At 51.9% G+C, this 22,677-nt stretch carries 20 protein-coding genes; 8 read left to right on the top strand and 12 right to left on the bottom strand.

Annotated elements, in window-relative coordinates; genetic code table 11:
* Positions 1-3 precede the first annotated feature (3 nt).
* The 5 genes from C5O22_RS02605 to C5O22_RS02625 form a co-directional block, all read right to left on the bottom strand.
* The gene (locus C5O22_RS02605) at positions 4-195 is read right to left on the bottom strand and encodes a YjfB family protein (RefSeq protein ID WP_132779641.1); all 192 of its coding nucleotides are present in this window, start codon (positions 193-195) and stop codon (positions 4-6) included.
* Between the two features lie 59 nt (positions 196-254).
* Positions 255-1,724 (bottom strand): DUF1302 family protein, encoded by a 1,470-nt coding sequence (locus C5O22_RS02610; protein ID WP_132779642.1) that lies wholly within the window; start codon positions 1,722-1,724, stop codon positions 255-257.
* Between the two features lie 81 nt (positions 1,725-1,805).
* On the bottom strand, positions 1,806-2,606 hold the full coding sequence (locus tag C5O22_RS02615) for an outer membrane lipoprotein-sorting protein (protein ID WP_243692854.1): 801 nt from the start codon (positions 2,604-2,606) through the stop codon (positions 1,806-1,808).
* An 11-nt stretch (positions 2,607-2,617) separates the two neighbouring features.
* Entirely contained in the window at positions 2,618-5,473 is a 2,856-nt protein-coding gene (locus C5O22_RS02620) for an efflux RND transporter permease subunit (RefSeq protein WP_132779643.1), read from the bottom strand.
* 15 nt (positions 5,474-5,488) lie between these two features.
* Positions 5,489-6,181 carry a TetR/AcrR family transcriptional regulator gene (locus C5O22_RS02625; RefSeq protein ID WP_165910372.1) on the bottom strand — a complete coding sequence of 231 codons (693 nt, stop codon included), beginning with the start codon at positions 6,179-6,181 and terminating at the stop codon, positions 5,489-5,491.
* A 237-nt stretch (positions 6,182-6,418) separates the two neighbouring features.
* Between C5O22_RS02625 and C5O22_RS02630 the strand changes: the two genes are divergently transcribed.
* Positions 6,419-7,408, top strand: a complete 990-nt coding sequence (locus tag C5O22_RS02630; protein ID WP_132779645.1) for a Gfo/Idh/MocA family protein — start codon at positions 6,419-6,421, stop codon at positions 7,406-7,408.
* A 51-nt stretch (positions 7,409-7,459) separates the two neighbouring features.
* On the opposite strand, the gene C5O22_RS02635 is transcribed toward C5O22_RS02630, so the two are convergent.
* Entirely contained in the window at positions 7,460-8,599 is a 1,140-nt protein-coding gene (locus C5O22_RS02635) for a DUF4838 domain-containing protein (RefSeq protein WP_132779646.1), read from the bottom strand.
* Between the two features lie 266 nt (positions 8,600-8,865).
* Between C5O22_RS02635 and C5O22_RS02640 the strand changes: the two genes are divergently transcribed.
* The 4 genes from C5O22_RS02640 (at position 8,866) to C5O22_RS02655 (ending at position 12,702) form a co-directional block, all read left to right on the top strand.
* A complete protein-coding gene (locus tag C5O22_RS02640) occupies positions 8,866-10,344 on the top strand; it encodes an NAD(P)/FAD-dependent oxidoreductase (protein ID WP_132779647.1) in 1,479 nt (492 codons plus the stop codon).
* Positions 10,341-11,663, top strand: coding sequence for an NAD(P)/FAD-dependent oxidoreductase (locus C5O22_RS02645; protein WP_132779648.1), 1,323 nt, complete (start codon positions 10,341-10,343; stop codon positions 11,661-11,663). The genes C5O22_RS02640 and C5O22_RS02645 overlap by 4 nt, the downstream gene beginning before the upstream one ends.
* Positions 11,664-11,792: 129 nt before the next feature.
* Positions 11,793-12,245 (top strand): DUF1667 domain-containing protein, encoded by a 453-nt coding sequence (locus C5O22_RS13445; RefSeq protein WP_165910373.1) that lies wholly within the window; start codon positions 11,793-11,795, stop codon positions 12,243-12,245.
* 4 nt (positions 12,246-12,249) lie between these two features.
* Entirely contained in the window at positions 12,250-12,702 is a 453-nt protein-coding gene (locus C5O22_RS02655) for a hypothetical protein (protein WP_132779649.1), read from the top strand.
* A gap of 64 nt (positions 12,703-12,766) precedes the next feature.
* On the opposite strand, the gene C5O22_RS02660 is transcribed toward C5O22_RS02655, so the two are convergent.
* Genes C5O22_RS02660 through C5O22_RS02670 form a run of 3 tightly spaced genes read right to left on the bottom strand, consistent with a single transcriptional unit; the run spans position 12,767 to position 16,137 of the window.
* Positions 12,767-13,891: a M24 family metallopeptidase gene (locus C5O22_RS02660; RefSeq protein ID WP_132779650.1), complete on the bottom strand. Its 1,125-nt coding sequence runs from the start codon at positions 13,889-13,891 to the stop codon at positions 12,767-12,769.
* Positions 13,888-15,054: a glycosyltransferase family 4 protein gene (locus tag C5O22_RS02665; protein WP_132779651.1), complete on the bottom strand. Its 1,167-nt coding sequence runs from the start codon at positions 15,052-15,054 to the stop codon at positions 13,888-13,890. The genes C5O22_RS02660 and C5O22_RS02665 overlap by 4 nt, the downstream gene beginning before the upstream one ends.
* 18 nt (positions 15,055-15,072) lie before the next feature.
* Positions 15,073-16,137 carry a lysylphosphatidylglycerol synthase transmembrane domain-containing protein gene (locus tag C5O22_RS02670; RefSeq protein ID WP_165910374.1) on the bottom strand — a complete coding sequence of 355 codons (1,065 nt, stop codon included), beginning with the start codon at positions 16,135-16,137 and terminating at the stop codon, positions 15,073-15,075.
* Between the two features lie 151 nt (positions 16,138-16,288).
* Between C5O22_RS02670 and C5O22_RS02675 the strand changes: the two genes are divergently transcribed.
* Positions 16,289-16,633, top strand: a complete 345-nt coding sequence (locus C5O22_RS02675; RefSeq protein ID WP_132779653.1) for a cupin domain-containing protein — start codon at positions 16,289-16,291, stop codon at positions 16,631-16,633.
* Between the two features lie 12 nt (positions 16,634-16,645).
* On the opposite strand, the gene thrH is transcribed toward C5O22_RS02675, so the two are convergent.
* Genes thrH through C5O22_RS02690 form a run of 3 tightly spaced genes read right to left on the bottom strand, consistent with a single transcriptional unit; the run spans position 16,646 to position 19,340 of the window.
* Positions 16,646-17,260, bottom strand: coding sequence for a bifunctional phosphoserine phosphatase/homoserine phosphotransferase ThrH (gene thrH / locus C5O22_RS02680; RefSeq protein ID WP_132779654.1), 615 nt, complete (start codon positions 17,258-17,260; stop codon positions 16,646-16,648).
* A 30-nt stretch (positions 17,261-17,290) separates the two neighbouring features.
* Positions 17,291-18,565 (bottom strand): serine--tRNA ligase, encoded by a 1,275-nt coding sequence (gene serS, locus C5O22_RS02685; RefSeq protein WP_132779655.1) that lies wholly within the window; start codon positions 18,563-18,565, stop codon positions 17,291-17,293.
* Positions 18,566-18,596: 31 nt separating this feature from the next.
* A complete protein-coding gene (locus C5O22_RS02690) occupies positions 18,597-19,340 on the bottom strand; it encodes a biotin--[acetyl-CoA-carboxylase] ligase (protein WP_165910375.1) in 744 nt (247 codons plus the stop codon).
* Positions 19,341-19,570: 230 nt separating this feature from the next.
* On the opposite strand from C5O22_RS02690, the gene C5O22_RS02695 reads away from it, so the two are divergent.
* Positions 19,571-20,725: an AI-2E family transporter gene (locus C5O22_RS02695; protein ID WP_132779657.1), complete on the top strand. Its 1,155-nt coding sequence runs from the start codon at positions 19,571-19,573 to the stop codon at positions 20,723-20,725.
* A 363-nt stretch (positions 20,726-21,088) separates the two neighbouring features.
* Entirely contained in the window at positions 21,089-22,675 is a 1,587-nt protein-coding gene (locus C5O22_RS02700; RefSeq protein WP_132779658.1) for a glycoside hydrolase family 43 protein, read from the top strand.
* The last annotated feature ends 2 nt before the right edge of the window (positions 22,676-22,677 follow it).

Here is a 22,677-nt window from a genome sequence, read left to right on the forward strand (position 1 = left end):
CTATTATGCAAGAATGTCGATAGTGGTTCCCAACTGTGGGTCTTGAATCACCGCTGGAGAGGCGCTTTCAAGCAGGGTCCCCAGGGCCTGGGCCTGTTCGTTTCCCTTGCCCAGGGCCATACGGAGGACCGCCATTCCTACCTGTTCGGATAATTGCCCCTGGGCCATATCCATGGAAAGTTTTTGAATGTCCATGCTGTCACCTTATCCTGATTTCCTATGGCGGTCAAGGGGCTTTCTCCGGGGTATCGCCGTTAGAACGTATACTTCATGCCGAGGGTAAGATAATCGTTTTTATCATACTGGCCCACGAGGCCCGCCGAATCGCCTCCAAAGATACCTCCCTGGGCAAAAATTTCTCCATCACCGATGGCCCAGGAGATCTTGGGAATGATAAGGTAGTCCTTATCCTGGATGCCCCAGAGGATAGTGCATTCCCATTTCAGGGTGTCCTGGAAAAGGTTCTGGCTGATGCGGGTCGTAAGCCGATCCGTGAACGCCTTGGTTCCCGCTTCTATGTCGAAAGGCGTGGTCCCTACCTTATCGTCCATGAGGCGGTAGGTCCCATTGTATTGGACGTTCAGGTTGATTCCCGCCACCACATCCCGATCGAAGCCAAGAGAGAAGGCCAGGTGAGGATTATACACCGCCGGGTCGTCCCCCGAGGTATCTTCGGTGATGTTGGCGGCCCCTTCAAAGCGGAGATTAAAGCCCCCGAGCACTGTGGCGGCGTCGAGGCCTGCCTGATGGTAGCGATTATACGCAAGGCTCTGGAGCACGGGGTATAAAGTGGGGAAGGTTCCTGCCAGGACGATCTTTGCTGCCGGATTCGGGAGATAGCCGTAGAAATACTGGATACCCCAATCGACGGAGCCTGTGGTGGTGGTAAAGCGCAGTCCCCCCTGGCTGTGGTCGAGGCCTCGGTCGGCCTGAAGGGCGGCACTGAGGATATTGAGAATTTGTTCCGCCGTTTGAGAACTCTGGGTAGAAATGGCAACCAGGCTTCCCAGTTGGTCCGGTTGCCATCGTCCAGAAAGATCGTACTGGTTTCCCTGGAAGCCGATGACACCGATACCTTCCAGTTTGGTAAAGTCCCCTATGTTCCAGGATAGCCGGATCATCGGTTGGGCGATTTTCCGTTCCTTGCTATCGGTGACGGTAAAATCCGTGTAGTCCAGGGGATTAAGCACATCCAGAGATCCCTGGCTATCGGCCTTGCCCCAGGTAACCTTCATGAATCCCCCATCCAGAGTAAGGGGTCCTGCAAAAAGCCGTACCCAGGCTTCGTCCAGAATCCGGGATGAGGCTGTTTCAAGATAGGAAGGACGAAGGTTGAATGCCAGGTAGGTTTCAACCTTGCTTCCCCGGGCCTCGAGGGTTAATTTGGGATACACCAGGTCGCCCAGGCTTTGGTCCCACAGCGCTTCCGGTTCCCCCACAAAGAGGTTCCCCTGGATGGTGGCGGTACCGGAAATGGTAAGGGCCGGGCCGGTTCCTGCGGCGCCGACGGCACTTCCACTTGCGGCCTGGCTGGCCTCTGTAGCATCGGCCGGACCAAAGCCAAAGTCCTGGGCAGAAAGCCTGGCCGGCCCGAGACCCAGGGTGCTAAGCCCCAGGGCTAAGAGGGCAAGTAATGCCTTCCAAAGAGTTCTTGGCGCGATAAAAGCTGTGCCCAGGCTGCCGAATCTAGAAATTCCCGTATGGTTAGTTCGTGGGTGTTTCATCGCTGTACCCCCTTTCGTGACTGTATGCGGGCTTCCGGCCTCTGAAAGAGGCCGGCCCCTCCCTTGGATAAACTGCTTCATTTAGGGCCTCCCCGTTTCCAGGAAGCGGGTCGTAAAGACCCCCTCAGGGATGGGATCATCATACTTGATGATGTCCACGTAAATGGTGGTGCTGGTTCCTTTCTGCAAGGATGTCATCCGGCTTTCCACAGGGGTAAGCCGGCCCTGCTTATCCTCTACCTTGAGGACTTCGAACAGTTTGATCGGCTTATCCGACTTCTTGTCGTACAGTTCCATCTTGTGGGCGATGAAAGTTTCTGTATCGATCCAGGAGATGATTTTGGCGTACTGGTAGGAAGGATCGATGGGGCGGGACTCTATCACGTAGCAGGGCCGCCCGTTATAGGTCTCTTGCCGCAGGAGTTGGTGGGTATCCTTATCGGCTTTTCGGTCCGCCGAGGAAATATCATCGTAGGAAAAATCGGTGCCTACAAAGCTGCCTGAACCTTCACTCCCGGCGATACGGCGGACCTTTCCTAAGGAAGGAAGGAAAATCCAGCGATCCTCTTCTTTTCCGGGATTTTCGATGGTAAGAAAGCGGGTTCCCGCTACGCTGGCCGGTTTCTGAAAGATAACCACCGTTCTGCTGCGACCGCCGGTATAACTGGAGTACTGATCCACGAGGCGTTCGGTGGTACTGCCGTCTTTGGCGGTAATCACCATCCGGGCCCGGGTGGAAACGGTTTCTCGCTGGATCCGATTCCGGGATTTTTCGATGATCTGCGTTGCCGTAAGATTACTTGTCTGCGCACTTATAAAAGCTGCCCAGAACAAGCCAAGACTGCCCAAAAGGCTCAGCCTTTTCAACATACCTGTATTCATAGGTACCTCCACTATTCTTCATCCCACCGCAGTGGGCGGGTTATAAAGGCGGGTTTAAAGATTTGCAAGAGTACTGGCAGCACCGTAAGGGCCGCAAAGGCACTGGTGGCCATGGTAAGGGCATACAGGAGTCCCAGGTCTGCCAGAATATTAAATTGAGAGAGTATGAGGACCGCAAAACCGGCCCCTACCGATGCGGCGTTAAAAATGATGGCCTTGCCGGAAGAAAGGAAGGTCCGGCGGAGAAAGTCTGGATCCCCTCCGTGGCGGAGCCATTCGTGGTGATACGCCGCGAGGTAGTGAATCGTGTAATCGATACCGATTCCCACGCTGACGCTGGCCACCAGGGCGGTGGCTATGTTGAGTTTAATACCAAAAAAACTCATGAAAGCAAAGTTGATGAGGCTCGAGATGCTTAAGGGCACAAGGCCAATAAGTCCCGCAATGGCCGATCGATAGTAAAACGTAAGAATTCCAAATACCAGAAGTAATGACACGGCGATGGAAACTAACTGGGACTGAACCACTAGGTTATTCAGGGATCCTTCGATAAGGGCGGTACCCCCTACTTCGATGGTTACATCCGTGGGGAACCGGTCGTGGCAATATTCTTTGATGGCCCTGATGGCCCGATTCGTATCGATTTGTCCCACCGTTCGTAAGAGGATATTCAGTCGAACGGCGGTAGGCTCCAGGGGGTCGTTGGCATAGGAACTGATGTCCCCAGAAAGGAGTACCAGGTAGTTGGCAACAAGTCCCTGGAGTTCGTCCTGGCTGGTTTTCCCATACCGCGCCGGATCCTGGGGAATTTCGTAGTACCCATACCCCTGATAGTTAAGCTCCCGATATACCGCTTTAATAAGGTCATCCGCTGTCTTAAGAGAGCCCCGGCTCCCTGCCCGGGCCCGGCTCAGGAGGGCGGCAACATCCTGCGGTATAGAAGAACCGTTGGCGGTGTTGCGACCGTCGGCAGAACTGGTTTTTTCAGGAGCGGCAGTTCCCTGCGTGGCTGAAAGGGGGGCTCTGGACTTTGCATTTGTTTCGCCTGTTCCTGAAGAGGGAGAGCTTTTTTCTGGCGTTGTTTCAAAGCCAAACCCAAAAGCCGGTTCCTCAGAAACAGCAAAACCGAAGGCCGGTTCGCCGGCATTCTCCGGCATAGCTCCAGCACTTTGAGTCAAGGTCGCCACTCCACCGGAGGAGACAGCCCACGGAGACATCTCTTCTAGGGTTGTTTCCGCATGGAATACCTGGTTAATCCGCTTTACCAGGTCCGGAAAGCCCATCACTTTACCTACTTCTGGAACTGACTCAGATACATAGCGGGAAAGCCCATCCAGGGGAACCAGTACATCCGGGTGGAGTACCCGCCCCGGGGTGGGAGAAGAAACCACCACACTGACCACCTTGGATCCGCCAAAGTGCTCCCGGATAAATACGTCAGAACGGACCACATCAGTGGTAGCTCGGAAATATTCCACCAGAACATTATCCACAATAAGGGAACGAAGGCTTATAAGGGAAAATACCACAATAAGGGTGGCCAGACCTAAGACGGTTTTCTTTTTTCTGGTGATGGCAAGGAACAGGTTTGCTACGATAGTGCTAAAGCGATCCTCTGATTGGTTGTTCCGCTCTTTGGACGAAGCCCCCGAGGCCTTTTGAGTTTCACTGAGACTCGAAGAAGTCTCGCTTGAGAGCTCTTCTTTAGAGGTGGAACGGGGCGCTTCGGCCTGATATCCCCCCTCGGGCCCGCGGATTAAATAGAGGGCCGGAATGAGGGTAACCGAAACGCCGAGGGCAACCAGAACCCCAAAGCTTGAAAAAATCCCAAATTCAAAGATGGGAACCACGGGGGTAAAACAGAAGGAGACAAAACCCGCAAAGGTCGTAAGGGCCGCCAGGAGCACCGGTCTTCCCACCCGCCGCAGGAGATTATAGATGGCTTCCCGATAGGTTTCTCTGGTAAAGGGGCCTTTTTTATCAATCTCGTCGTAGTAGTGATTCACAATGTGGATCCCGTAGGCACTCCCTACGGCCACGAGGATAACGGGCAGGACCGTCGAAAGAATAGAAAGCTTGATGTGTAAAAGGGGCATGGCCCCCATGGCCCATATGGTGGAGATAAGAACGGTGAGTAAGGGAAGCAGCACCCCGCCCAATCGACGGAAGGAAAGGAACAGGACCGTGATTACAACGATAACTACCAGGGGTATCAGGGTGATAAGGTCCTTGTGGACCGCATTGTTTATTTCCACACTCAGGACGGGAATGCCCGCAAAATAGATATTCGTGTCTTTGAATCCTGCCTCGTGGGCAAGCTTTTTAATTCGGTTGTAGGTGTCGATAATCTCCTGAGAGCCCGCATCTTCGGCGGTTACCTTAAGGGTGATGAGCACCTCCGTGGACCGAAAATCCTCTGAAACGAGGGAGCGAGAATAAAGATCCCAGCTTAAGAGCCGTTCCTTAAGGGCCTGAACTTCTGCGGGCGTTCCCGTAAAATCTTTGGGTACTAAGGGTTCTACCTTAATGGTATCGGCGGTCCCGGTGATATAATCGGTGGACATCAGGGACTGGACCGAATCAACCTTGGGAAGCTGTTCTACCTGATCAATGTAGGTCCTCAGGGTGGCAAGGAATTCCTTTTCCAGCACCGAGTCATATTTTCGTTCTAACCCAACAAGGATAAAAACCTGACTTCCGAAGGTATCATCAATCTTTTTAGAAAGGAGCCGCTCCGGGTCTTTTTCCGGTACAAAGCGGAAGTTGTTATTATCCAGCTGAGCCCGGGGAAGCTGGAGGGCAAAGAACACCGTGATACACCCTATCACGGTCACGATAAGCCAGGGATGTTTAAACAATCGTTTCATAAGACACTCCTCTTGTTACGCAAGCTGTTCCACCACGGATGTTTCTAATGAAAGGACCTGCGGATCCGTATTGGGTGCCGCAAGGCCCCGGAGAATAAGCTCAAAAATGGTTTTCATTTCTTGAATGATCAGTTTATTGTCCCGTTTTATGCGGGGAAGCCGGGCTACGTATTCAATCAGGGATGAACCAATAAGAAAGACGCTCTTCGCAATCCGCTCGGGTTCCACGGTTTTCTGGAGGGTCCCATCCTGGTACCCCCGTTCCAGGATGGCCGTCAGCAGGGCACACAACCGGTAATGGGGAAACTCATTCGTATCTGTTTCCTGGTCGTGAAAGAAGAAAGGGAAGACCGGATCGATAAGACTTTTAATGCCCGTAAAGATGAACACTTCCTGGAATTTCCCAAAAATTTCTATATAAGACCTCCAGAGGGTGTGGAGGGCTTCGATTCCCGTCATGGTAGGGGTAATGCGGCTGCGTACATAGTCTTCGAAACGGTTTACCGCATCTTCCAGGATTTCTTTTAGGATCGCCTCTTTGTTTTGAAAGTACAGGTACAGAGTAGCCTTTGAAAGCTCTGTGGCATCCGCCACATCCTGCATACTAAAACCACTGAGACCCCGTTCGAGGATAAGTTCCTTGGTTTTTTCAAAGATGAGCCGTCGTCGTTCATCCTTTTCTCGTTGCTTTCGTTCTACGATTCCCACTGTTTCCCCCTGACGGTTAGGTTTGTTCCCCGTTATCTCATGGGGAACGGAACTTTTTTAATTTTTATTCTTTTTCATAATCTTTATTTTATGTTGGTTAGATTGCTGTTTATCATATAACCTTTGGTATAAAAAACTAACTATAGTTATAAAATAACCATCGGTCAGCACAAAGTCAATATCGTACAAAGAAGGCCATGATAGGCTATACTAGAAGATACTACACAGGAGGTGTGTATGACGCGATTACGGATGGGTGTACTTGGTTGTTCGGCCCACTACGCAAAACGGGTAGCTGTGCCTTTGCGGGAGTCCCTGCTCATTGAACCCTACGGGGTTGCCTCCCGGGACCTCTCAAAGGCGCAGGAATATGCCAAGCGCTGGGGCTTTGCAAAGGCCTATGGGTCCTATGAGGCGCTTCTCGCGGACAAGGACATCGATTTTGTGTATATTCCCCTGCCTAATCATATGCATCTGGAATATATCAAGAAGGCCGCCGATGCGGGTAAACCTGTTCTGTGCGAAAAACCCCTTACCTTGAATGCCCTGGAGGCCCGGGAAGTGGTGGACTATTGTACCAAGAAAGGGATTCCCCTTATGGAGGCCTTCATGTATCGCTTCCATCCCCAGTGGCAGCGGGCCCGGGAATTGGTTCAGGCGGGAGAGGTGGGGCAGGTGCAAACGATGCATACCATGTTCTGCTATAACAATCGGGACCCTCGCAATATTCGGAATATTGCCGAATATGGGGGCGGGGCCCTGTTGGATATAGGGTGTTATGCCGTTTCCTCTGCCCGTTTCCTCATGGGAGCCCAGCCCATACGGGTGGTAGCCCAACTCCTTGAAGATCCGGATTTTAAGACCGATATCCTTGTCTCAGGAATCCTTGATTTTGGAGAAGGCCGCCGATCGACGTTCACGGTAGGAACCCAGCTCTTCTCGATGCAGAAGGTTGATATTTACGGGACGGGGGGCAGCATGAGTATCGAGGTGCCCTTTAATATGTATGGGGATGTGCCCGGCCGCATTTTTGTGGCCACCGATGTGGGCCGACGGGTGATAGAAACAGAAGTGGCCGATCAATATCTCCTGGAATTTGACGCCTTCGCCCGGGCACTCATAGAAAAAATCGAGGTTCCCACCCCCCCAATCGATGCGATTGAGAACATGGCGGTGCTGGATGCCCTGGCCCGTTCGGCCCGGAGCGGTACCTGGGAAGCGGTGTAAACCAGCGGGGCTTGCTCTTTTTTCCCCTGAAATAGGGGAACAGGGGCTTTTTTATTTTGGCGGAAGGGTAGGGGCTTCTTCGGAAGGGCGGACTGCAATTTCCCATCCATCCCGCTCTTTGTGGGGCCCATCACCGGGGAGGGGGAGGGCGAAGACATTCGACCGAATCGAAAGGGGTGTTTCTTCTCCCTCTGGATGCAGATACGAAAGAAAAGCCCCTGGATGGACTTCCTGGAGCACGTCGGCCAGGGCGTTAATAGCGATAAGTTCCTGTTCCAGGGGAGAAAAGGCCCGGCAGGTGGGACAGGCACACCACTGGTGACCCTCTCCCTGGTCGGGCCAGAGATGGAATACCCGGGTTTCTGGTCTGAGTTGAAAAAAGCGCCGTCCTTCCCGGGCAAGGATCGCCAGGGTCTCCGGGTTGGTAGGACAGAAATTGCGCTCCCGTACCCGTTTGCCGCTTTCCATGCGGAATAGTTCCTTGTTGGTCCGAAAGAGCCGACGGGGAACCAGGCGGGAAAGGCAGTATCCCCCTTCTTCTATGGTAATCCCATAAAAACTGGCCGCTTCGAGCAGTTTTTTCCGCCGGCCCGAAAACTGTTCCCCCACCGTTTCAAGGGAAAATAGTTCCTCTTCGGGGTAGATGATGAGGCTTTCAAAACCTTCCCATGCGGCCCAGGCAATCCATTCAAGGCCTTCCCGGTCGTACTCCACATTCCCCAGAAAGAGTCGTTTTTTCTGCCGGGGGTCAGTGGTGCCCCCTTCATGATACGAAGAAAGCCCTGAACCACTACTTTTTCGATACAGTCTGAGGTTCCCACCCGATCCGGGGCGATCAAGATGATACCCCTGACTCCTGAGAAAGTGGTAAATCCCCCGACTCAGTCCGACCGGCGAGGTCCCGTGAATTTCTATTCGCTCTTTTCCTATTCGCCAGGAAAATCCATGCCGTTCATCCTCTGAGTCGTTGTTCCAATCAAGAAGGATAAGGCCGCCTGCGGGGGGTATGTCCGCAGGCCCATAGACAAGGGGATGTGTCTGATGGCGGTACTTTTTTGCGTCTGAGACAGGAAAGCCCGCGGAAGGAGATGTCAGGGCCTGGGAGAGAATTTCCAAGGCCCGCTGGAGGCTCCCTTCCGGTACCGGGGGAGTCACAATATGCCAGGGAAGGGAAGGATTAAAGGATGCCATGGGCCCATTGTACCATACAGAGGGTGGGTGTGACAAAGCCTGGAGAATAGGGAGCTTGTTCTGTAAACCGATATGCCCCCCCTGAGCCTCCCCCCGGGAAAAAGCCAGTAGCTCAGAAGCCGCTCGGCCGTTTAAATTTTACAAGGTTCTGGTGTTTTCGTGGTATACTAAAAGGGTTCATAGGCAAAGGTCTTTTAGGGAAAATATTGGGAAATCCCTTGGGGCCCAATACTTCTTTTTATGTAGAGAATAATGGGGTGGACCGTATGGTAAAAACGCCTTCTCCTTGCCTGAATCCCTCCGCACAGGGGACGCCTTCCTATGATGTGGTAATCATCGGATGCGGGGTTTCGGGGGCTAACATTGCTCGTCGTTTATCGGCCTATCGTCTGCGGGTGGCGGTGGTGGAAAAGGCTGCAGATGTGTCCTTCGGGACTAGTAAAGCCAATTCGGGTATTATCCATGGGGGCTTCCATCACCCTAAGAAATACCTGAAAAGTCGTCTCGAAATTCAAGGCAACTGGATGTTTGATCGGCTTCATCAAGAACTGGGCTTCCCTTTTAAGCGGTGTGGAATTATCGTGGCGGCTCTCCATGAAGACGAGATGAAGGCGGTGGAACACCTCTACTGGCAGGGGAGAGAAAACGGGGCCCTGGGGCTTGAGCTTTGCTCCCGGGAACGGCTTCTTTCCCTGGAACCTCAGCTTTCGCCGGAAGTGGTGGGTGGGCTCTACGCCCCTGCGGGGGGCATTATCGAGCCCTATCGCTTCGTGTTTGCCCTGGTGGAATCGGCCCTTACCAATGGGGTCCATCTGTATACAAACTGGAAGGTTGTTGATGCTCACTGGAATACGGAGAAAAAGGAGTGGCGCCTTGTTAATCAAGAAGGAGGGTCCCTGTCGGCCCGTTTTGTGGTGAATGCCGCAGGACTCTACGCTGACGAGGTTTCTCGCCTTTTTGGGGCCGAAGAATACATTATCACCCCCCGAAAGGGGGAATATTTCCTTTTGGATCGACTCACGCCGGTGCGGCCAGAACGGGTGGTATTCCCTGTGCCGAGTGCTCTTTCCAAGGGAATGCTCGTTATTCCCACGGTGGAGGGAACGGTCCTCGTGGGGCCTACCGCCGATCCGGCATTGTCAAAAGAAGACGTGGCCACTACCGCCGAGCACCTGGATATTATTCTTGAAGCTGGAAAACGCCTTGTGCCAGGACTTAACCGGAACGATGTGATTACCACCTTTGCGGGGCTCCGGCCTGTGCTGGGAGAAGATTTTTACATCGAGCCCTCCACTAAGGTTCCCTCCCTTATTCATGTGGCGGGGATTCAATCGCCGGGACTTACCGCTTCTCCTGCCATTGGGGAGTATGTGAAGGATCTCCTGAAAGCGGCGGGTCTTGAATTGACGGAGAAACCTGATTGGAATCCCTGTTTGCCCCCTCGTCCTCAGGCCCGGAACCTTTCTCCCTATGAATGGGACGATTTGGTACAGAATGATCCCGCCTGGGGACACCTGGTGTGTCGATGCGAAACGGTAACAGAAGCGGAAATTGTGGAGGCTATCCGCCAGGGGCATACCACCCTGGATGGCATAAAGTACTTTACCCGAGCCCAGATGGGGCGCTGTCAGGGAGCCTTTTGTACGTATAAGATCATCAAGATCCTTATGCGAGAGACCGGCATGAGCTACGAAGAAATTACGAAGCATGGGGAAACAAGCCAGATACTCCGGGGGGCCCTATGAAAGACCTGTATTATGATGCGGTAGTTATCGGAGGTGGTGCCGCCGGTATGGCCGCTGCCCTGGAGATAGAACGGGGTGGCCATGGGGTGGCTATCGTAGAACGGGAAGATTTTCTCGGTGGTATTCTAATGCAATGCATCCATGCTGGTTTTGGGCTTAAGGTGTTTAAAGAGGAACTTACGGGCCCCGAATTTGCCGAGCGTTTTATAGAAGCGGTCCTGCAGTCCTCGATTGCAGTGTACCTTGGAACCACCGTCACCAAACTGGTACCCTGGACCGCAACCAACGGAGGAGGGGATCTGGGACGGGAACAGGAAAAGGGTGTTTCCACATCTCCATTTCCTCGCTGGGAACTCTTCTGTGTGTCCCCCGAGGTCGGGGTGTTTCGGATTCTTACCCGGGCGGTGGTTCTTGCCATGGGATGCCGGGAACGGAACCGGGGCAATATTCGGATTCCGGGCTCTCGCCCCGCGGGGATTTACACCGCCGGCCTGGCCCAGCGGCTTGTAAACATCGAAGGCTACATTCCGGGCCGAAACATCGTTATCATCGGTTCTGGGGATATCGGGCTTATCATGGCCCGTCGCATGAGCTGGATCGGCTGTACTGTCCAGGCGGTGGTTGAAATCATGCCCTATCCCTCGGGCCTTACCCGGAATATCGTCCAGTGCCTTGATGACTTTGGCATTCCTCTCTACCTTTCTTCTCAGGTAACTAACATTTTTGGGAACCATAGGGTGGAAGGAGTGGAAGTTACCCCCATGGAACGGGGGGTTCTGATACGGGAAAAGGCCTTTCGTCTTTCCTGCGATACGGTACTGCTCTCGGTGGGCCTTGTGCCAGAAAATGAGCTTTCTCGCACGGCGGGAGTAGAACTCCATCCTTCCACGGGAGGTCCTGTGGTGGATTCCCGCTTGATGACCAATTTGCCCGGCATCTTTGCCTGTGGTAATGTACTCCACGTACATGACCTTGTGGACTGGGTCACCGAAGAAGCATCTTTCTGTGGAAAGCAGGTAACCCAGTGGCTAGCAGGAAAGATGGTGCTGCGGCAAGTTCCCTGCCGGGCCGGGGCGAATGTTCGTTCGGTAACGCCGAATAAATTGAATGTGGAAGAGGACAATCCCCTCTATCTTCGTTCGATGATAGTGGCCAACGAAACGGATCTGGAGGTTCGCCTGGATAATCGGGTCATCAAGCGGATTCAGAAGAGTCATGTGCAACCTTCGGAGATGATTACCCTTTCGCTGGGGAAAAAAGAGTTGGAGGGGGTCCGGGAGGATTCGGTGGTGGAACTTGCCCTCCTTCCACATCAATAAATGGGGAGGTGGCAAACCGGTTCTCGCGGTAGTAAGCCGCTTCCTTTTGTGGGGTACCATGAAAACCGTCAATAAAATAGGAAACAACGCGAGATATGAAGTTACTGTTCCCCAAGGGAGGAGATATCTATGAAAGAGTTTACCTGCATTGTCTGTCCCCAGGGATGTCACCTGGTGATTCAAGAGGATGCGGAGGGGCGCCTTCTTGTATCAGGGAATCGCTGTCCCCGGGGGGCTCTCTATGCTCAGGAAGAACTTACAATGCCTAAACGTCTAGTAACCGCCACGTGCCGTCTAGAACGAAGGTCCCAGGATGTTTCAGGGGAAAAGCCCGCGGTACGGAAAGAGAACTTGCCCCCTCTGTCTCGTTTGCTCCTGGAAAAGGGGATGCGGCCGGGGCTTTGCATGCCCCAGCGGCTTCCTGTACGGACGACAGCGCCCTGTCCGCGGGAACATATCCCCGAACTCCTTAAGGATATCTACGCCCTTTCGGTGACCCCGCCGGTATGCCGGGGCCAGGTGCTCCTGCGCAATTGGCGAAACCTGGGGATAGACGTAATCGCAAGCCGTACCGTACAATAATCCTATGAACCAGGCAGAAATAGACGCATTTTGGCAAAACTATGCTCGGTCGTTAGGAGAACCAATTTTGGCCCATAGCCTGGGCTGTTATGTACAGGGATGGTTCGAAGGGCAAGTCCCCCTTCGGGGTCCCCTGTGGGGGCTCCTCATGGTAACAAAAGGAAAACTCCACTTCCATCATTTTCCCCAGGAAAGCTGGCTGGATTTCCTTAACCGAGCCTCAGGCACAAAAAACCCCTCGAGCCAGGAAATTGTGTTTACCCTGGAGCGAAAGAATATCCTCTCAGTGGAGTATTATCGCCCCCAATCCTGGTGGGCCCGTCTTTTTTCGAGTGCTCCCCCCTATCTTCGCATTGTGTACGGCGACGAAACGGGAAAGGAACAAACCCTTGTTATCGAGGTAGATAAAGGGGCAGAGCCCCTGGTAACGCTCCTTCGTCCTTCCGCATCGTCGTAAACCTCAAAGGCATGGAACGCCTTGCCGCAGATACCGATACCTTACCGGCCATCCTGGATTATCCTTATAGGTAGATGATGCGGGCGGTAGTGAGTACTTCGGGACCCTGTTCGGTAAGGAGAATATCGTTTTCAAGACGGCAGCCCCCCTGTTTAGGGTCGTACAGTCCCGGCTCAATGGTGAAGATCATGCCGGGGTGAAGGACCCACTCGTTATCGGCCCGGCTGCGAAGCGCGGGGCCCTCATGGGCTTCCAGGCCGATACCATGGCCCAACGCATGGGGCATGAGCTTTTTGTTCTTTTCGAAGAAGTTGTCCACCGCCAGGGCCACAAGGCGGCTTTCTACCCCCGGCTTTATGAGGGAAAGGGCGAGATTATAGGCCTTTTCTACGAGGGAGAGCATTCGTTTTTGAGAGGGAGAAAGGGGCTCCCGGGCGATGGTTAGGGTTACGTCGGTGGTGTAGCCTTGGTAGGATAGGCCAAAGTCCAGAATGGAAAGTCCCGGTTCGGCAAAAGCCTCGGCAGTAAAGGTAGGAAAGGCGTGAATTCCCCAACTTCGTCGGGGCCCTGCGGCCAGGGTTTCAAAGCCGGTGCCTTCACAACCGGCCCGGCGGGCTTCCGCTTCTATAAAAAGGGCCACCTCGATTTCGGTCCTCAGGGAGCCTTCTTTCAATTTGGTTTCCAGTAGATCGATGAGGTGGTTTGTAATCCGGGCCGCTTCTCGATACAGGGCAATTTCCTCTTCATCCTTTATGGCCCGCAGGTGTTGCACCTCCTCAGCGGCTCCTCCCTCCCGGCAAACCACGTCATAATCCTGAAGAGCCTCGATAAACCGCAAGAATTGCGGATAGGCTGTTACCGGCGGGATCTCGATGCGGGATCCGTAGGGAATCTGGAGCCCGCTGGTTATGGCTTTAATAGCCCGGAGGGGGTGGCGTTCAAATTCGGTATACGGAATGATTTTATCGGCCTGGGCATACGAAGAAGCCATGTTGATATCCCAGGGTACCAGCACAGCCTCCCGATCTACCGATAAGAAAAGCAGCGCATCCCCTGGCTGACCGGTAAGATATCGAATTGAAGGATCTCGCCGCCCTTCGGTATCTTCAAACATCACGAGGGCAATCCCTTCCCGGGCCATCCAGTCATACACATAATTTCGCCGTTTTTCGTAGGCCTGCGTATTCATAGAGATTTTCCTTTTCGCTGTAATGTTTCGTAGTAGAGTTCTTCAAACTGGCCGGCTATGGTGTTCCAATCATAATGAGAAAACACATAGGCCTGCCCCTGTTCTGCCCGGTACCGTAATTCCCGGGGATTGCGAAGAGCCTGGGCTAATTGATCTGCCAACGCCGGGGGATCCCGTGGGGGTACCAGGTAGCCACCCTGACTCTTTCGGACCACTTCGTTTACCCCGGGAATATCGGAAACGATGACGGGGGTCCCCATCGCAAGGGCTTCCAATTGCACGATCCCAAAGGCCTCGAGTCGCACAAAGGAGGGAAGTACCAGCACTGCCGCTCGTTTATAATAGTGTAACAGCTCGTTATCTTCGACCTTACCGGCAAAATAAACCTGCTTTTCAAGATCGTAGGTGTGGACCAGCAATTTTAAACTGAGAAGATCCTCCCCGGTGCCTACAATCGTGAGCGTAAAGGATTCGCCCGCATCCCGCAGTAGTTTTGCCGCCTCAATAAGGAACACCAGGCCCTTAGATGCCACAAGACGCCCCACATATAGGATTTCCCGTTCATTCCTCTGAATTTTCTGGATCTCCGGCTGTTCCAGGGCCTTGCGAAATCGTTCCCCATGGATACCCAGGGGGATTACCCGATACGGATAGTTCCGCAGGAGGGGAGAGGTTTCTGCGTATGAGTGGGTCGTCGCCACGATTTGGTCTACCTTTTTCAGGTGAATTTCGGTGGTTTTCCGAAAATAGGTGTCTAATAGATATTTTGATTTGCCGGGGAGTTTAAAAACCCCAAGTTGTTCAGGAATCTCGATATCACAATGATAGGTGAGAACGTGGGGAATTTTTTTGATTCGGGAGACCTGATTGGTAAAATAAAAGGGCGGAGCATGGGAATGCATGATATCCTGTCGACGGAGTTGGGATTCAGGAAGCCATGCGAGGTAGGGGCTATAGAAGGGTCCCCAGAGGGAGGGAACCCGTACTACCCGTACCGGTTCAGTTTCATATTTCCCAGCAGGGCCTGGGTAATGGGAAAATATGGTGACCTCGTGGCCCCGTTTTGCAAGGGCGTGGGAGAGATCATGCACATACCGTTCGGTTCCCCCCTTATGAGGAAAGTAGTACGAAGAAAGCATCGCAATCTTTAAAGGGTTCATCATAGGCACCTCATTATGTTTTCAAAAAAGGGGAAGTGCTTTTTCTTTGTTGATGCGTCCCCCAGATCTTTTTCGATACAATAGGAAAAAAAGAAGCCCGAAGAATACGTGGAGATAGTATGTGGCAAAACGCCATATCAGGATAGCCACGGTGGTTGCCGCAGGGTTATTATTCATCCCTGAAAAAACCCACACATAAGAGCCTTCGATACTTCCACTGGCTCCTGGGGTGGGAACATAGTATACCACGAGATTAATGATTACGAAGGTAATCATAATATGCACATAGGATGTGTGAATAGGGGTAATCCGATGAAGCACATAGGCAAGAGAAAAGGCCTGGAGGGCTAGGTTCAGAAAGCCAAGAAAAATATCTAAGAGCATTACCAACAGTTTTTCTGACCAGAGAAAGGCCACTTCGGTTCTGAGGGTCTTGGTCCATTGGGAAAGAAGTTCTCCCCAGTTATCTTTCCGGCTCAGTTTCCCAATCAACCGTCCAAAACGGGTGTGTTCCAGACGGATAATGACCTGGCTCAACATGTCCGGTCGAATCAAAGAGAAGAGAATAAAGAAACTGGAAAAGATGGTTACTCCAAAACCTATAAAGAGGGGTTCCCGGCCAATGTGCATGGAATTAATGAGTCCGAGGGCAGTAGGTATACTCAAAAGAAATATTCCGAAGCAGGTAAAAAGAAACTCCACGTAGCGGGACAATACTACATTGGTGGCCCGACTACTATCGATACCAATACTGGTAAGGTGCATGATCTGGAAGGGCTGTCCCCCAGAAGCAAAGGGGGTGATGTTGGAAAAGAGAATACTAATCACACTGTTGTAAAAACATTCCCCGAAGGTAAGGCGATCGCCAAATTGGCGGAGCACCACATACAGCCGCAATGAATCGATAAAATAGATAAGGAAATAGGAAACAAAGGGCACTAAAATCACCACAATGTTTATTTTTCTAAGGGTTTCATAAATCGTATCGGCATCCATGAAGAAGGCAATGCCCAGGTTAACACAGAGCCCAATGACAATGGCGAGTCCAATGGGTTTTGCAAATGAAAAGGTACTTTTATCGGACATGATGCTGTAGTATAGTAATCCCGCTGGATAATTGCAAGAAAGCCCTATATATCGGGAGGGGCCCTGCCGCCTCCTAAGAGGGATTGCCCAGGCAATTCCAGCGACTAAAACCCAAAAACAAAGGGTATACCCTACAGGGGAGGTATGAATCATGATACGGCGTCGAGACGAGATGCGCTTAGAACTCAAAGAGCGGATGCGGGATGGAGAGGGAACGGTAAGCCTGTTGCACTTAGTCGAAGGAAGTACCATGAAGAATGCCCGGCTCCTCTCGGAAGTAACTATCCCTCCAGGAGCCTCTATCGGGGAACATCGACACGATGCGGAAACAGAGTACTATATCATCCTGGAAGGGGAGGGGACCGTTATCGATAATGGTGTCCCCCAGACGGTCCATGCGGGTGACGTGGTGATTACCGGCGACGGGGCAAGTCACAGCATAAAAAACACCGGGGCTGTCCCCCTCAAGCTGCTCGCGGTGATAATTACCTACTGAGCAACGCCTGGATCATATCCATTCGGTAGCAAGAAACCGTTCTATTTCTTTCAAAAGGTCCGAATGGCTATCCACGCAGGGAAGGTCTTCGCAACTGGTGCGGATAGCCTCGGGGGCCCGGAAGAGGCAGCCCCGGTGGGCTTCGCGGATCATGGCTAAATCATTGTACGAGTCACCGGCGGCGAAGACCTGCATGTTAATGCTTTTCAGCGCCCGAACGGCCTCTCGTTTGCCGTTCTGCTGGCGGAGCCGGTAATCGGTAACGGTTCCGTCGGGGGCCACCACGAGGCTATTGCAGAATAACGTAGGGTAGCCTAGTTTTGCCATGAGGGGCCGGGCAAATTCTTCAAAGGTATCGGAAAGGATGATAAGCTGGGTCTGTTCCCGCAGGGCCTGGACAAATTCAATGGCCCCCGGCAGGGGATCCATGGTGCCAATCACCCGCTGGATGTCCTGAAGCCGTAGGCCCCGTTCTTTCAATAAGGAAAGGCGAAAGCGCATCAGTTTATCGTAGTCCGGCTCATCCCGGGTGGTTCGACGTAATTCGGGGATGCCGGTGGCTTCCGAGAAGGCTATCCATATTTCGGGAACGAGGACCCCTTCTAAATCAAGACAGACCAGGTGCATGGAAGGCTCCTTTACCTTTACAGAGGGTATTTATTTCTTAGTGATCCGGTCAAAGCCACAATACGGGACGAGCCGTCTCGGAATACGAACTGAACCGTCGGCCTCCTGGAAATTTTCGAGGATTGCGATGATGGCCCGGCTTATGGCAATGGCGGTTCCGTTGAGCATATGGACATACTTGTTCTTGCCATCGTCATCCTTGTATTTAATGTTGAGCCGCCGGGCCTGGTAATCGGTACAGTTAGAGGTAGAGGTAATCTCTCCCCATTCGCCACCATTACGGCCAGGCATCCAGGCTTCCAGGTCCCATTTGCGGTAGGCCGGTGCTCCGAGGTCTCCGGTACAGGTATCTACCACCCGGAAGGGTATTTCGAGGCCCGCGAAGATTTCTTCTTCTATGCTTCGCAGTTCTTCGTGCATCCGATCCGACTCTTCCGGAAGGCAGTAAATGAACATTTCCACCTTGGTAAATTGATGGACCCGATACAACCCCTTGGAAAATTGCCCCGCCGCTCCTGCTTCCCGCCGAAAGCAGTGGGAAAGCCCTGCCATGCGCAGGGGAAGCTGTTCTTTTGGGAGAATGGTCCCCGAATAGTAGCCCCCCAGGGTAATTTCGGCGGTTCCTACGAGGCAGGTTCCTTCTCCTTCCAGGGTGTATACGTTGGATTCAGAGCCCCGGGGGTTAAACCCTATACCTTCAAGAATTTCTTCTTTCGCAATATCGGGGGTAATGAAGGGAGTAAAACCTTTTTGTTGCAGGATATCCAGGGCATACCGAATAAGCCCCAGTTCAAGAAATACCCCCTCATTCTTTAAATAATAGAATTTGGTACCTGACACTTTCGTGGCCGTATCAAAATCGATGATATCAAGTTCCTGGCCAAGCTGTACGTGATCCTTCGGGGGAAAATCGAAGCGAGTAGGCTCGCCAACCCGTTTTATTTCCAGGTTATCCTTATCTTCTTTCCCGATGGGAGCCGCCGGATGGGCCATGTTGGGAATCCGGCGTGCTTCGGTTTCCAGTTCCTCTTCTGTTTTTTGAAGTTCCGCTTCCATGGCGGCAATGGCATCTTTTAATTTTTTCCCTTCCTCGATGAGGGTCTGCCGTTCCTCAGGGCTGAGTTTCCCCTTCATTGCCTGAGCATTGGCGTTCCGTTTTTGTTGCAAATTCTGAAGTTCCGTTACCAGGTTAGTGCGACGATCGTAAAGGGCGACCACCCGATCCGCGTCGGCCTTCATGTTTCGATTGATAATATTCTGCTTAACCGCATCCAGGTTATCTTTGATGAATTTATAGTCCAGCATGGAACCTAGTGTACCCCTAAAGACGGCGGCTTCACAAGAGGGCAGATGAAAATCGTATTTCTCCACTTACAAAACTCTGGGGTATCCCATCGAAAGAACGGAGCAGGAGTGCCCCGTCGGGGCTCACCCCTTCCAGGATTCCTTCCACGGCAGGGCCCGTATCGGGAAGGCCAGGGACAAAGCTGACTATCTCTCCCCGTTTATAGAGGCGCCGTTCTACTTCTCGTTGCCAGGATGCCTCGGGAGACAGCACCTCTTTTAGTGCTTCCAGAATGCGGGAAAGAATGCTGTTTCGGTCAAGGGCTAAGGGAGTGGCTGAGGTTCCCGTCTGCATGTCCTGGATGATAGCAAGACTCGTGGCCCGGGATGCCAGTTCTGGGGGAAAGTCGCGCTGATGGATGTTAAGGCCAATGCCAATTAAAAGAGCGGTTCCCGCCCCTTCACAGAGAATCCCACAGACCTTTTTATCCTGTAGTATGACATCATTGGGCCACTTAATGTACACCGGGATGGATACGTATGGTTCGATTGCCCGGGCTACTGCGAGGCCGACCCGGATGCTAGCGGCGGGAGGAAAATCGGTAAGGCTCTGATACTGAAGAATAATCGTACAGAGGAGATTTTCTCCGGGGGGGGCTTGCCAGGAACGGCCCTGCCCTCGTCCCCTGCCGGCAGACTGATAATCGGTGAGCACCACTGTCCCGTTAGGGGTTCCTGCTGCAACGAGCCGACGGGCCTCGTCCTGGGTGCTAGAAGTTTCTCGTAGATAGTACACGGGACCCCCGAAAGGGTTGGACAACGGTATAAGTTCCATGATGGAGTTACCATATCGGTGGCGCCAATCGCGGTCAAGGTATGATAGGTGGTATAGCACATCGAATCAGAAAAATTGAAGTACCCCTGAAAGGACCCTTTAATCATATCTTAACAATGAATTGTTTCTCTTGCTCTAGGAAAATATCTGCCACCTATGAGATACTCTCTTACACGTAAGGATGGTAAGATATGAGGGAGCACAATCGTAATTTCCATTCAGGGCGTTTTATTGCGCTCATGATAAGTCTTATAGCTGTCATTCTTTGCGGGGCGGTGATGAAGGTTACTACCCCTGTTCTTGTGCCGCTGGTAGTAGCAATCCTCCTTTCCTTCGCTTTGGAACCGTTGGTCCAACTCCTTGAGAAAATTCGTGTTCCCCGTCTTGTGGCGATACTCGTTGGGATTATTAGTGTGGCTGGAGTGTTTTACTTGTTTGGTGTTATTCTTATTTCAAGTGCCAGTACTATTTCCCGGGTATATCCCAAATACGAAAGACGGTTTCTGGAAATATATGCCTCTATCGCGGGGCTGTTGGGGCTTCCCTTTGATGCGGAAAAAAGTTTTTTGATGAACCTCTGGAGCCAATTAGGAATTCGCTCCCTGGTGGGTGATATGGCACTCAAGCTTTCCAGTATCCTGGTCTCATTCCTTTCTAACCTCATATTGGTAATGATTTTTGTGATTTTTTTTATGGCCGAATCGGCCCACTTTTTTCATAAAGTGGAACTGGCTTTTATGGGGAAAGTAGAGGGGAAAATAAAAAAAATGACCACCACTATTATTAACCAGGTAAGTCGTTACCTGTTTATAAAGTTTTGTGTTTCCCTTGCAACGGGTGTATTCGTTGCCATAGGTCTGTATTTCATCGGGGTAGATTTTGCCTTTCTTTGGGGGGTCATATCTTTTGTTCTAAATTTTATTCCTACCATTGGGAGCATTCTAGCCAGTGTGGGGGCGAGTGTCTTTTCGCTTATCCAATTTTGGCCAGAACCGGCTCCGGTTATCGGAACCATAGCAGTAATGGTAGGCGTAAATACCATTATTGGTAATGGATTAGAGCCAAAAATCCAGGGAGATAATTTAGGCCTTTCTCCCCTCGTTGTGGTAAGTTCCCTTACCATATGGGGCTGGTTGTGGGGTTTTGCGGGACTTGTGCTGGCGGTACCCCTGACGGTGATAGTAAAGATAGTCTGTGATCATGTTCCTCTGCTTGAACCGATCTCTATTATCTTAGGATCATATCGAGAAGTGGGGGATAGAGGGAATAAAGGAACTTCCTCAGACACTCCTGCGGAGGTTGTGTCAAAGATAGAAGAGAAAAAGACTCCCGATCTTAGGGTATAAAAAGATCTTGGAAAATATTGCTGGAGAGAGTGGGGTGGTTTAAGTAATTTTTTGAAATATAAAAATCTAGTCTTAAAATAAATTTTCTTCTCTTAACCTCGTTGCAGCAGAGAATTCACGAGGGAAGGTATCTGTGAGCACCACACCATAGGAGTACGGGAAATGATTGCGTTTTTAGGAAAACCGTCGTATTATGGAAGTAACGCAATCGATTGCGTTACGGAAAGAGGAGAGCTCTTCTACAAAAGTAGATCGGAAAGGGCGGAGCTTTGAAAAAAATAGAAAAGAAAGGCCCGACGGAACAAAGGAAGGAGACCTTTGTAGAAGGATGCCCCTCGTATTACAAAGTAAAGGGAGAAAGCTATGGGAAGTGTCAATAATCCAGTATTGAGGGGGTTTCATCCGGATCCATCCATTTTGTACCATGATGGCTGGTTTTATATTGCCAATTCCACCTTTGAATGGTTTGGCGGGGTAGAAATAAGCCGTTCCCGGGATCTTTCCTCCTGGGAACCGGTAGGGCGGGCTCTAACCCGGAAGAGCCAGCTTGACATGTGGGGAAATCCCCCCTCCGGTGGCATCTGGGCCCCCTGTTTGTCCTGGGACGATGGGCTTTTCTGGCTTATATATACGGATGTAAAAACCTGGAATCAAGGTCCTTTTAAGGATGTACACAACTATCTGGTTACGGCTCCCTCGGTGGAAGGTCCCTGGTCAGAGCCGGTGTATCTTAACAGTTCGGGGTTTGATCCCTCTCTTTTCCATGATGATGATGGGAAAAAGTGGCTCGTAAACATGGAATGGGATTATCGAGAACAGGGGACCCGGCAGTTTTCGGGGATCCTCCTTCAGGAACTGGACCCCAAGACGAAGCAACTGGTGGGGCCGGTATATAAAATCTGGAAAGGCACAGAAATAGGGCTTGTAGAAGGGCCTCATCTCTATAAAAAAGATGGATGGTACTATCTTGTGTGTGCTGAAGGGGGAACCGAGTATGACCATGCGGTGAGTGTGGCCCGCTCCCGCTCTATTACAGGCCCCTATGAAACCCATCCCGACAATCCTCTCTGCACTTCCCGGGGGAAGCCGGATCTTGCCCTTCAGAAGGCGGGGCATGGAAGTCTGTGCCAGGCTCCTGGGGGAGAGTGGTTTTTAGCCTTTCTTGTGGGACGCCCTTTGCCGGGGACCCGACGCTGTGTCCTTGGCCGGGAAACGGCCATCGCTCCCATCATCTGGAAAAACGACTGGCCCTATCTTTCCAATGGAAGCCGCTATCCAGAACTTTCCTTCGAGGTTCCCTGGGAGACAAAACCGAGGACTCCCCAGCGGCTTCTGTACACCTTTGAAACGCCGGAGGGACAGCGGCTTTTTAAGCGGGACTTCATGAGTCTCCGGATTCCCGCAGAGGGAGTACTTTATTCTTTTACGGATCGCCCTGGCTATCTTCGTTTGTTTGGAAAGGAATCCCCTGTTTCCCGGCATACCCAGTGTGTGTGTGCCCGGCGGCAAGAGTCCTTTGTGTTCGAAGCCGAAACGGCCCTGGAAGCATCCTTTACCTCTTTCCAGCATATGGCGGGCCTTATGTACCGCTACGATGAGGAGAACTGGTACTACCTCAGGGTCAGTTATGATGAAGAGAAAAAATGCCCTGTCCTTGGCCTTTTGTGTATGGATAATGGGGAGTTTTCTATGCCCACAGGGGATATTGCCATTCCTTCTGGAATTGTGTATATGAAAGTTTCGGTTAACCATAAAGAAACCCGTTTCTATTGGTCCAGTGACGGTCATGAGTGGAAAACCCTTGGACCGGTTCTTGATGCTTCTATTATGTCCGATGAGTATGGAGGTTTGGGATTTACCGGTGCCTTTGTGGGGCTTGCCTGCCAGGATCTCCAGCGCCAGCGTCAATGGGTAGATGTGCGGTATTTTAAATACGAGGAATTTGAGTAAGC

It is taken from the genome of Treponema sp. J25, from assembly GCF_004343725.1.
Lineage (GTDB): Bacteria > Spirochaetota > Spirochaetia > Treponematales > Breznakiellaceae > J25.

What these genes read in the sequence shown, in the direction of transcription:
- C5O22_RS02605 (WP_132779641.1), bottom strand. Translation starts at nt 195, where the DNA reads ATGGACATTCAAAAACTTTCCATGGATATGGCCCAGGGGCAATTATCC.
- C5O22_RS02610 (WP_132779642.1), bottom strand. Translation starts at nt 1,724, where the DNA reads ATGAAACACCCACGAACTAACCATACGGGAATTTCTAGATTCGGCAGC.
- C5O22_RS02615 (WP_243692854.1), bottom strand. Translation starts at nt 2,606, where the DNA reads ATGAATACAGGTATGTTGAAAAGGCTGAGCCTTTTGGGCAGTCTTGGC.
- C5O22_RS02620 (WP_132779643.1), bottom strand. Translation starts at nt 5,473, where the DNA reads ATGAAACGATTGTTTAAACATCCCTGGCTTATCGTGACCGTGATAGGG.
- C5O22_RS02630 (WP_132779645.1), top strand. Translation starts at nt 6,419, where the DNA reads ATGACGCGATTACGGATGGGTGTACTTGGTTGTTCGGCCCACTACGCA.
- C5O22_RS02635 (WP_132779646.1), bottom strand. Translation starts at nt 8,599, where the DNA reads ATGGCATCCTTTAATCCTTCCCTTCCCTGGCATATTGTGACTCCCCCG.
- C5O22_RS02640 (WP_132779647.1), top strand. Translation starts at nt 8,866, where the DNA reads ATGGTAAAAACGCCTTCTCCTTGCCTGAATCCCTCCGCACAGGGGACG.
- C5O22_RS02645 (WP_132779648.1), top strand. Translation starts at nt 10,341, where the DNA reads ATGAAAGACCTGTATTATGATGCGGTAGTTATCGGAGGTGGTGCCGCC.
- C5O22_RS13445 (WP_165910373.1), top strand. Translation starts at nt 11,793, where the DNA reads ATGAAAGAGTTTACCTGCATTGTCTGTCCCCAGGGATGTCACCTGGTG.
- C5O22_RS02655 (WP_132779649.1), top strand. Translation starts at nt 12,250, where the DNA reads ATGAACCAGGCAGAAATAGACGCATTTTGGCAAAACTATGCTCGGTCG.
- C5O22_RS02660 (WP_132779650.1), bottom strand. Translation starts at nt 13,891, where the DNA reads ATGAATACGCAGGCCTACGAAAAACGGCGAAATTATGTGTATGACTGG.
- C5O22_RS02665 (WP_132779651.1), bottom strand. Translation starts at nt 15,054, where the DNA reads ATGATGAACCCTTTAAAGATTGCGATGCTTTCTTCGTACTACTTTCCT.
- C5O22_RS02670 (WP_165910374.1), bottom strand. Translation starts at nt 16,137, where the DNA reads ATGTCCGATAAAAGTACCTTTTCATTTGCAAAACCCATTGGACTCGCC.
- C5O22_RS02675 (WP_132779653.1), top strand. Translation starts at nt 16,289, where the DNA reads ATGATACGGCGTCGAGACGAGATGCGCTTAGAACTCAAAGAGCGGATG.
- thrH (WP_132779654.1), bottom strand. Translation starts at nt 17,260, where the DNA reads ATGCACCTGGTCTGTCTTGATTTAGAAGGGGTCCTCGTTCCCGAAATA.
- serS (WP_132779655.1), bottom strand. Translation starts at nt 18,565, where the DNA reads ATGCTGGACTATAAATTCATCAAAGATAACCTGGATGCGGTTAAGCAG.
- C5O22_RS02695 (WP_132779657.1), top strand. Translation starts at nt 19,571, where the DNA reads ATGAGGGAGCACAATCGTAATTTCCATTCAGGGCGTTTTATTGCGCTC.
- C5O22_RS02700 (WP_132779658.1), top strand. Translation starts at nt 21,089, where the DNA reads ATGGGAAGTGTCAATAATCCAGTATTGAGGGGGTTTCATCCGGATCCA.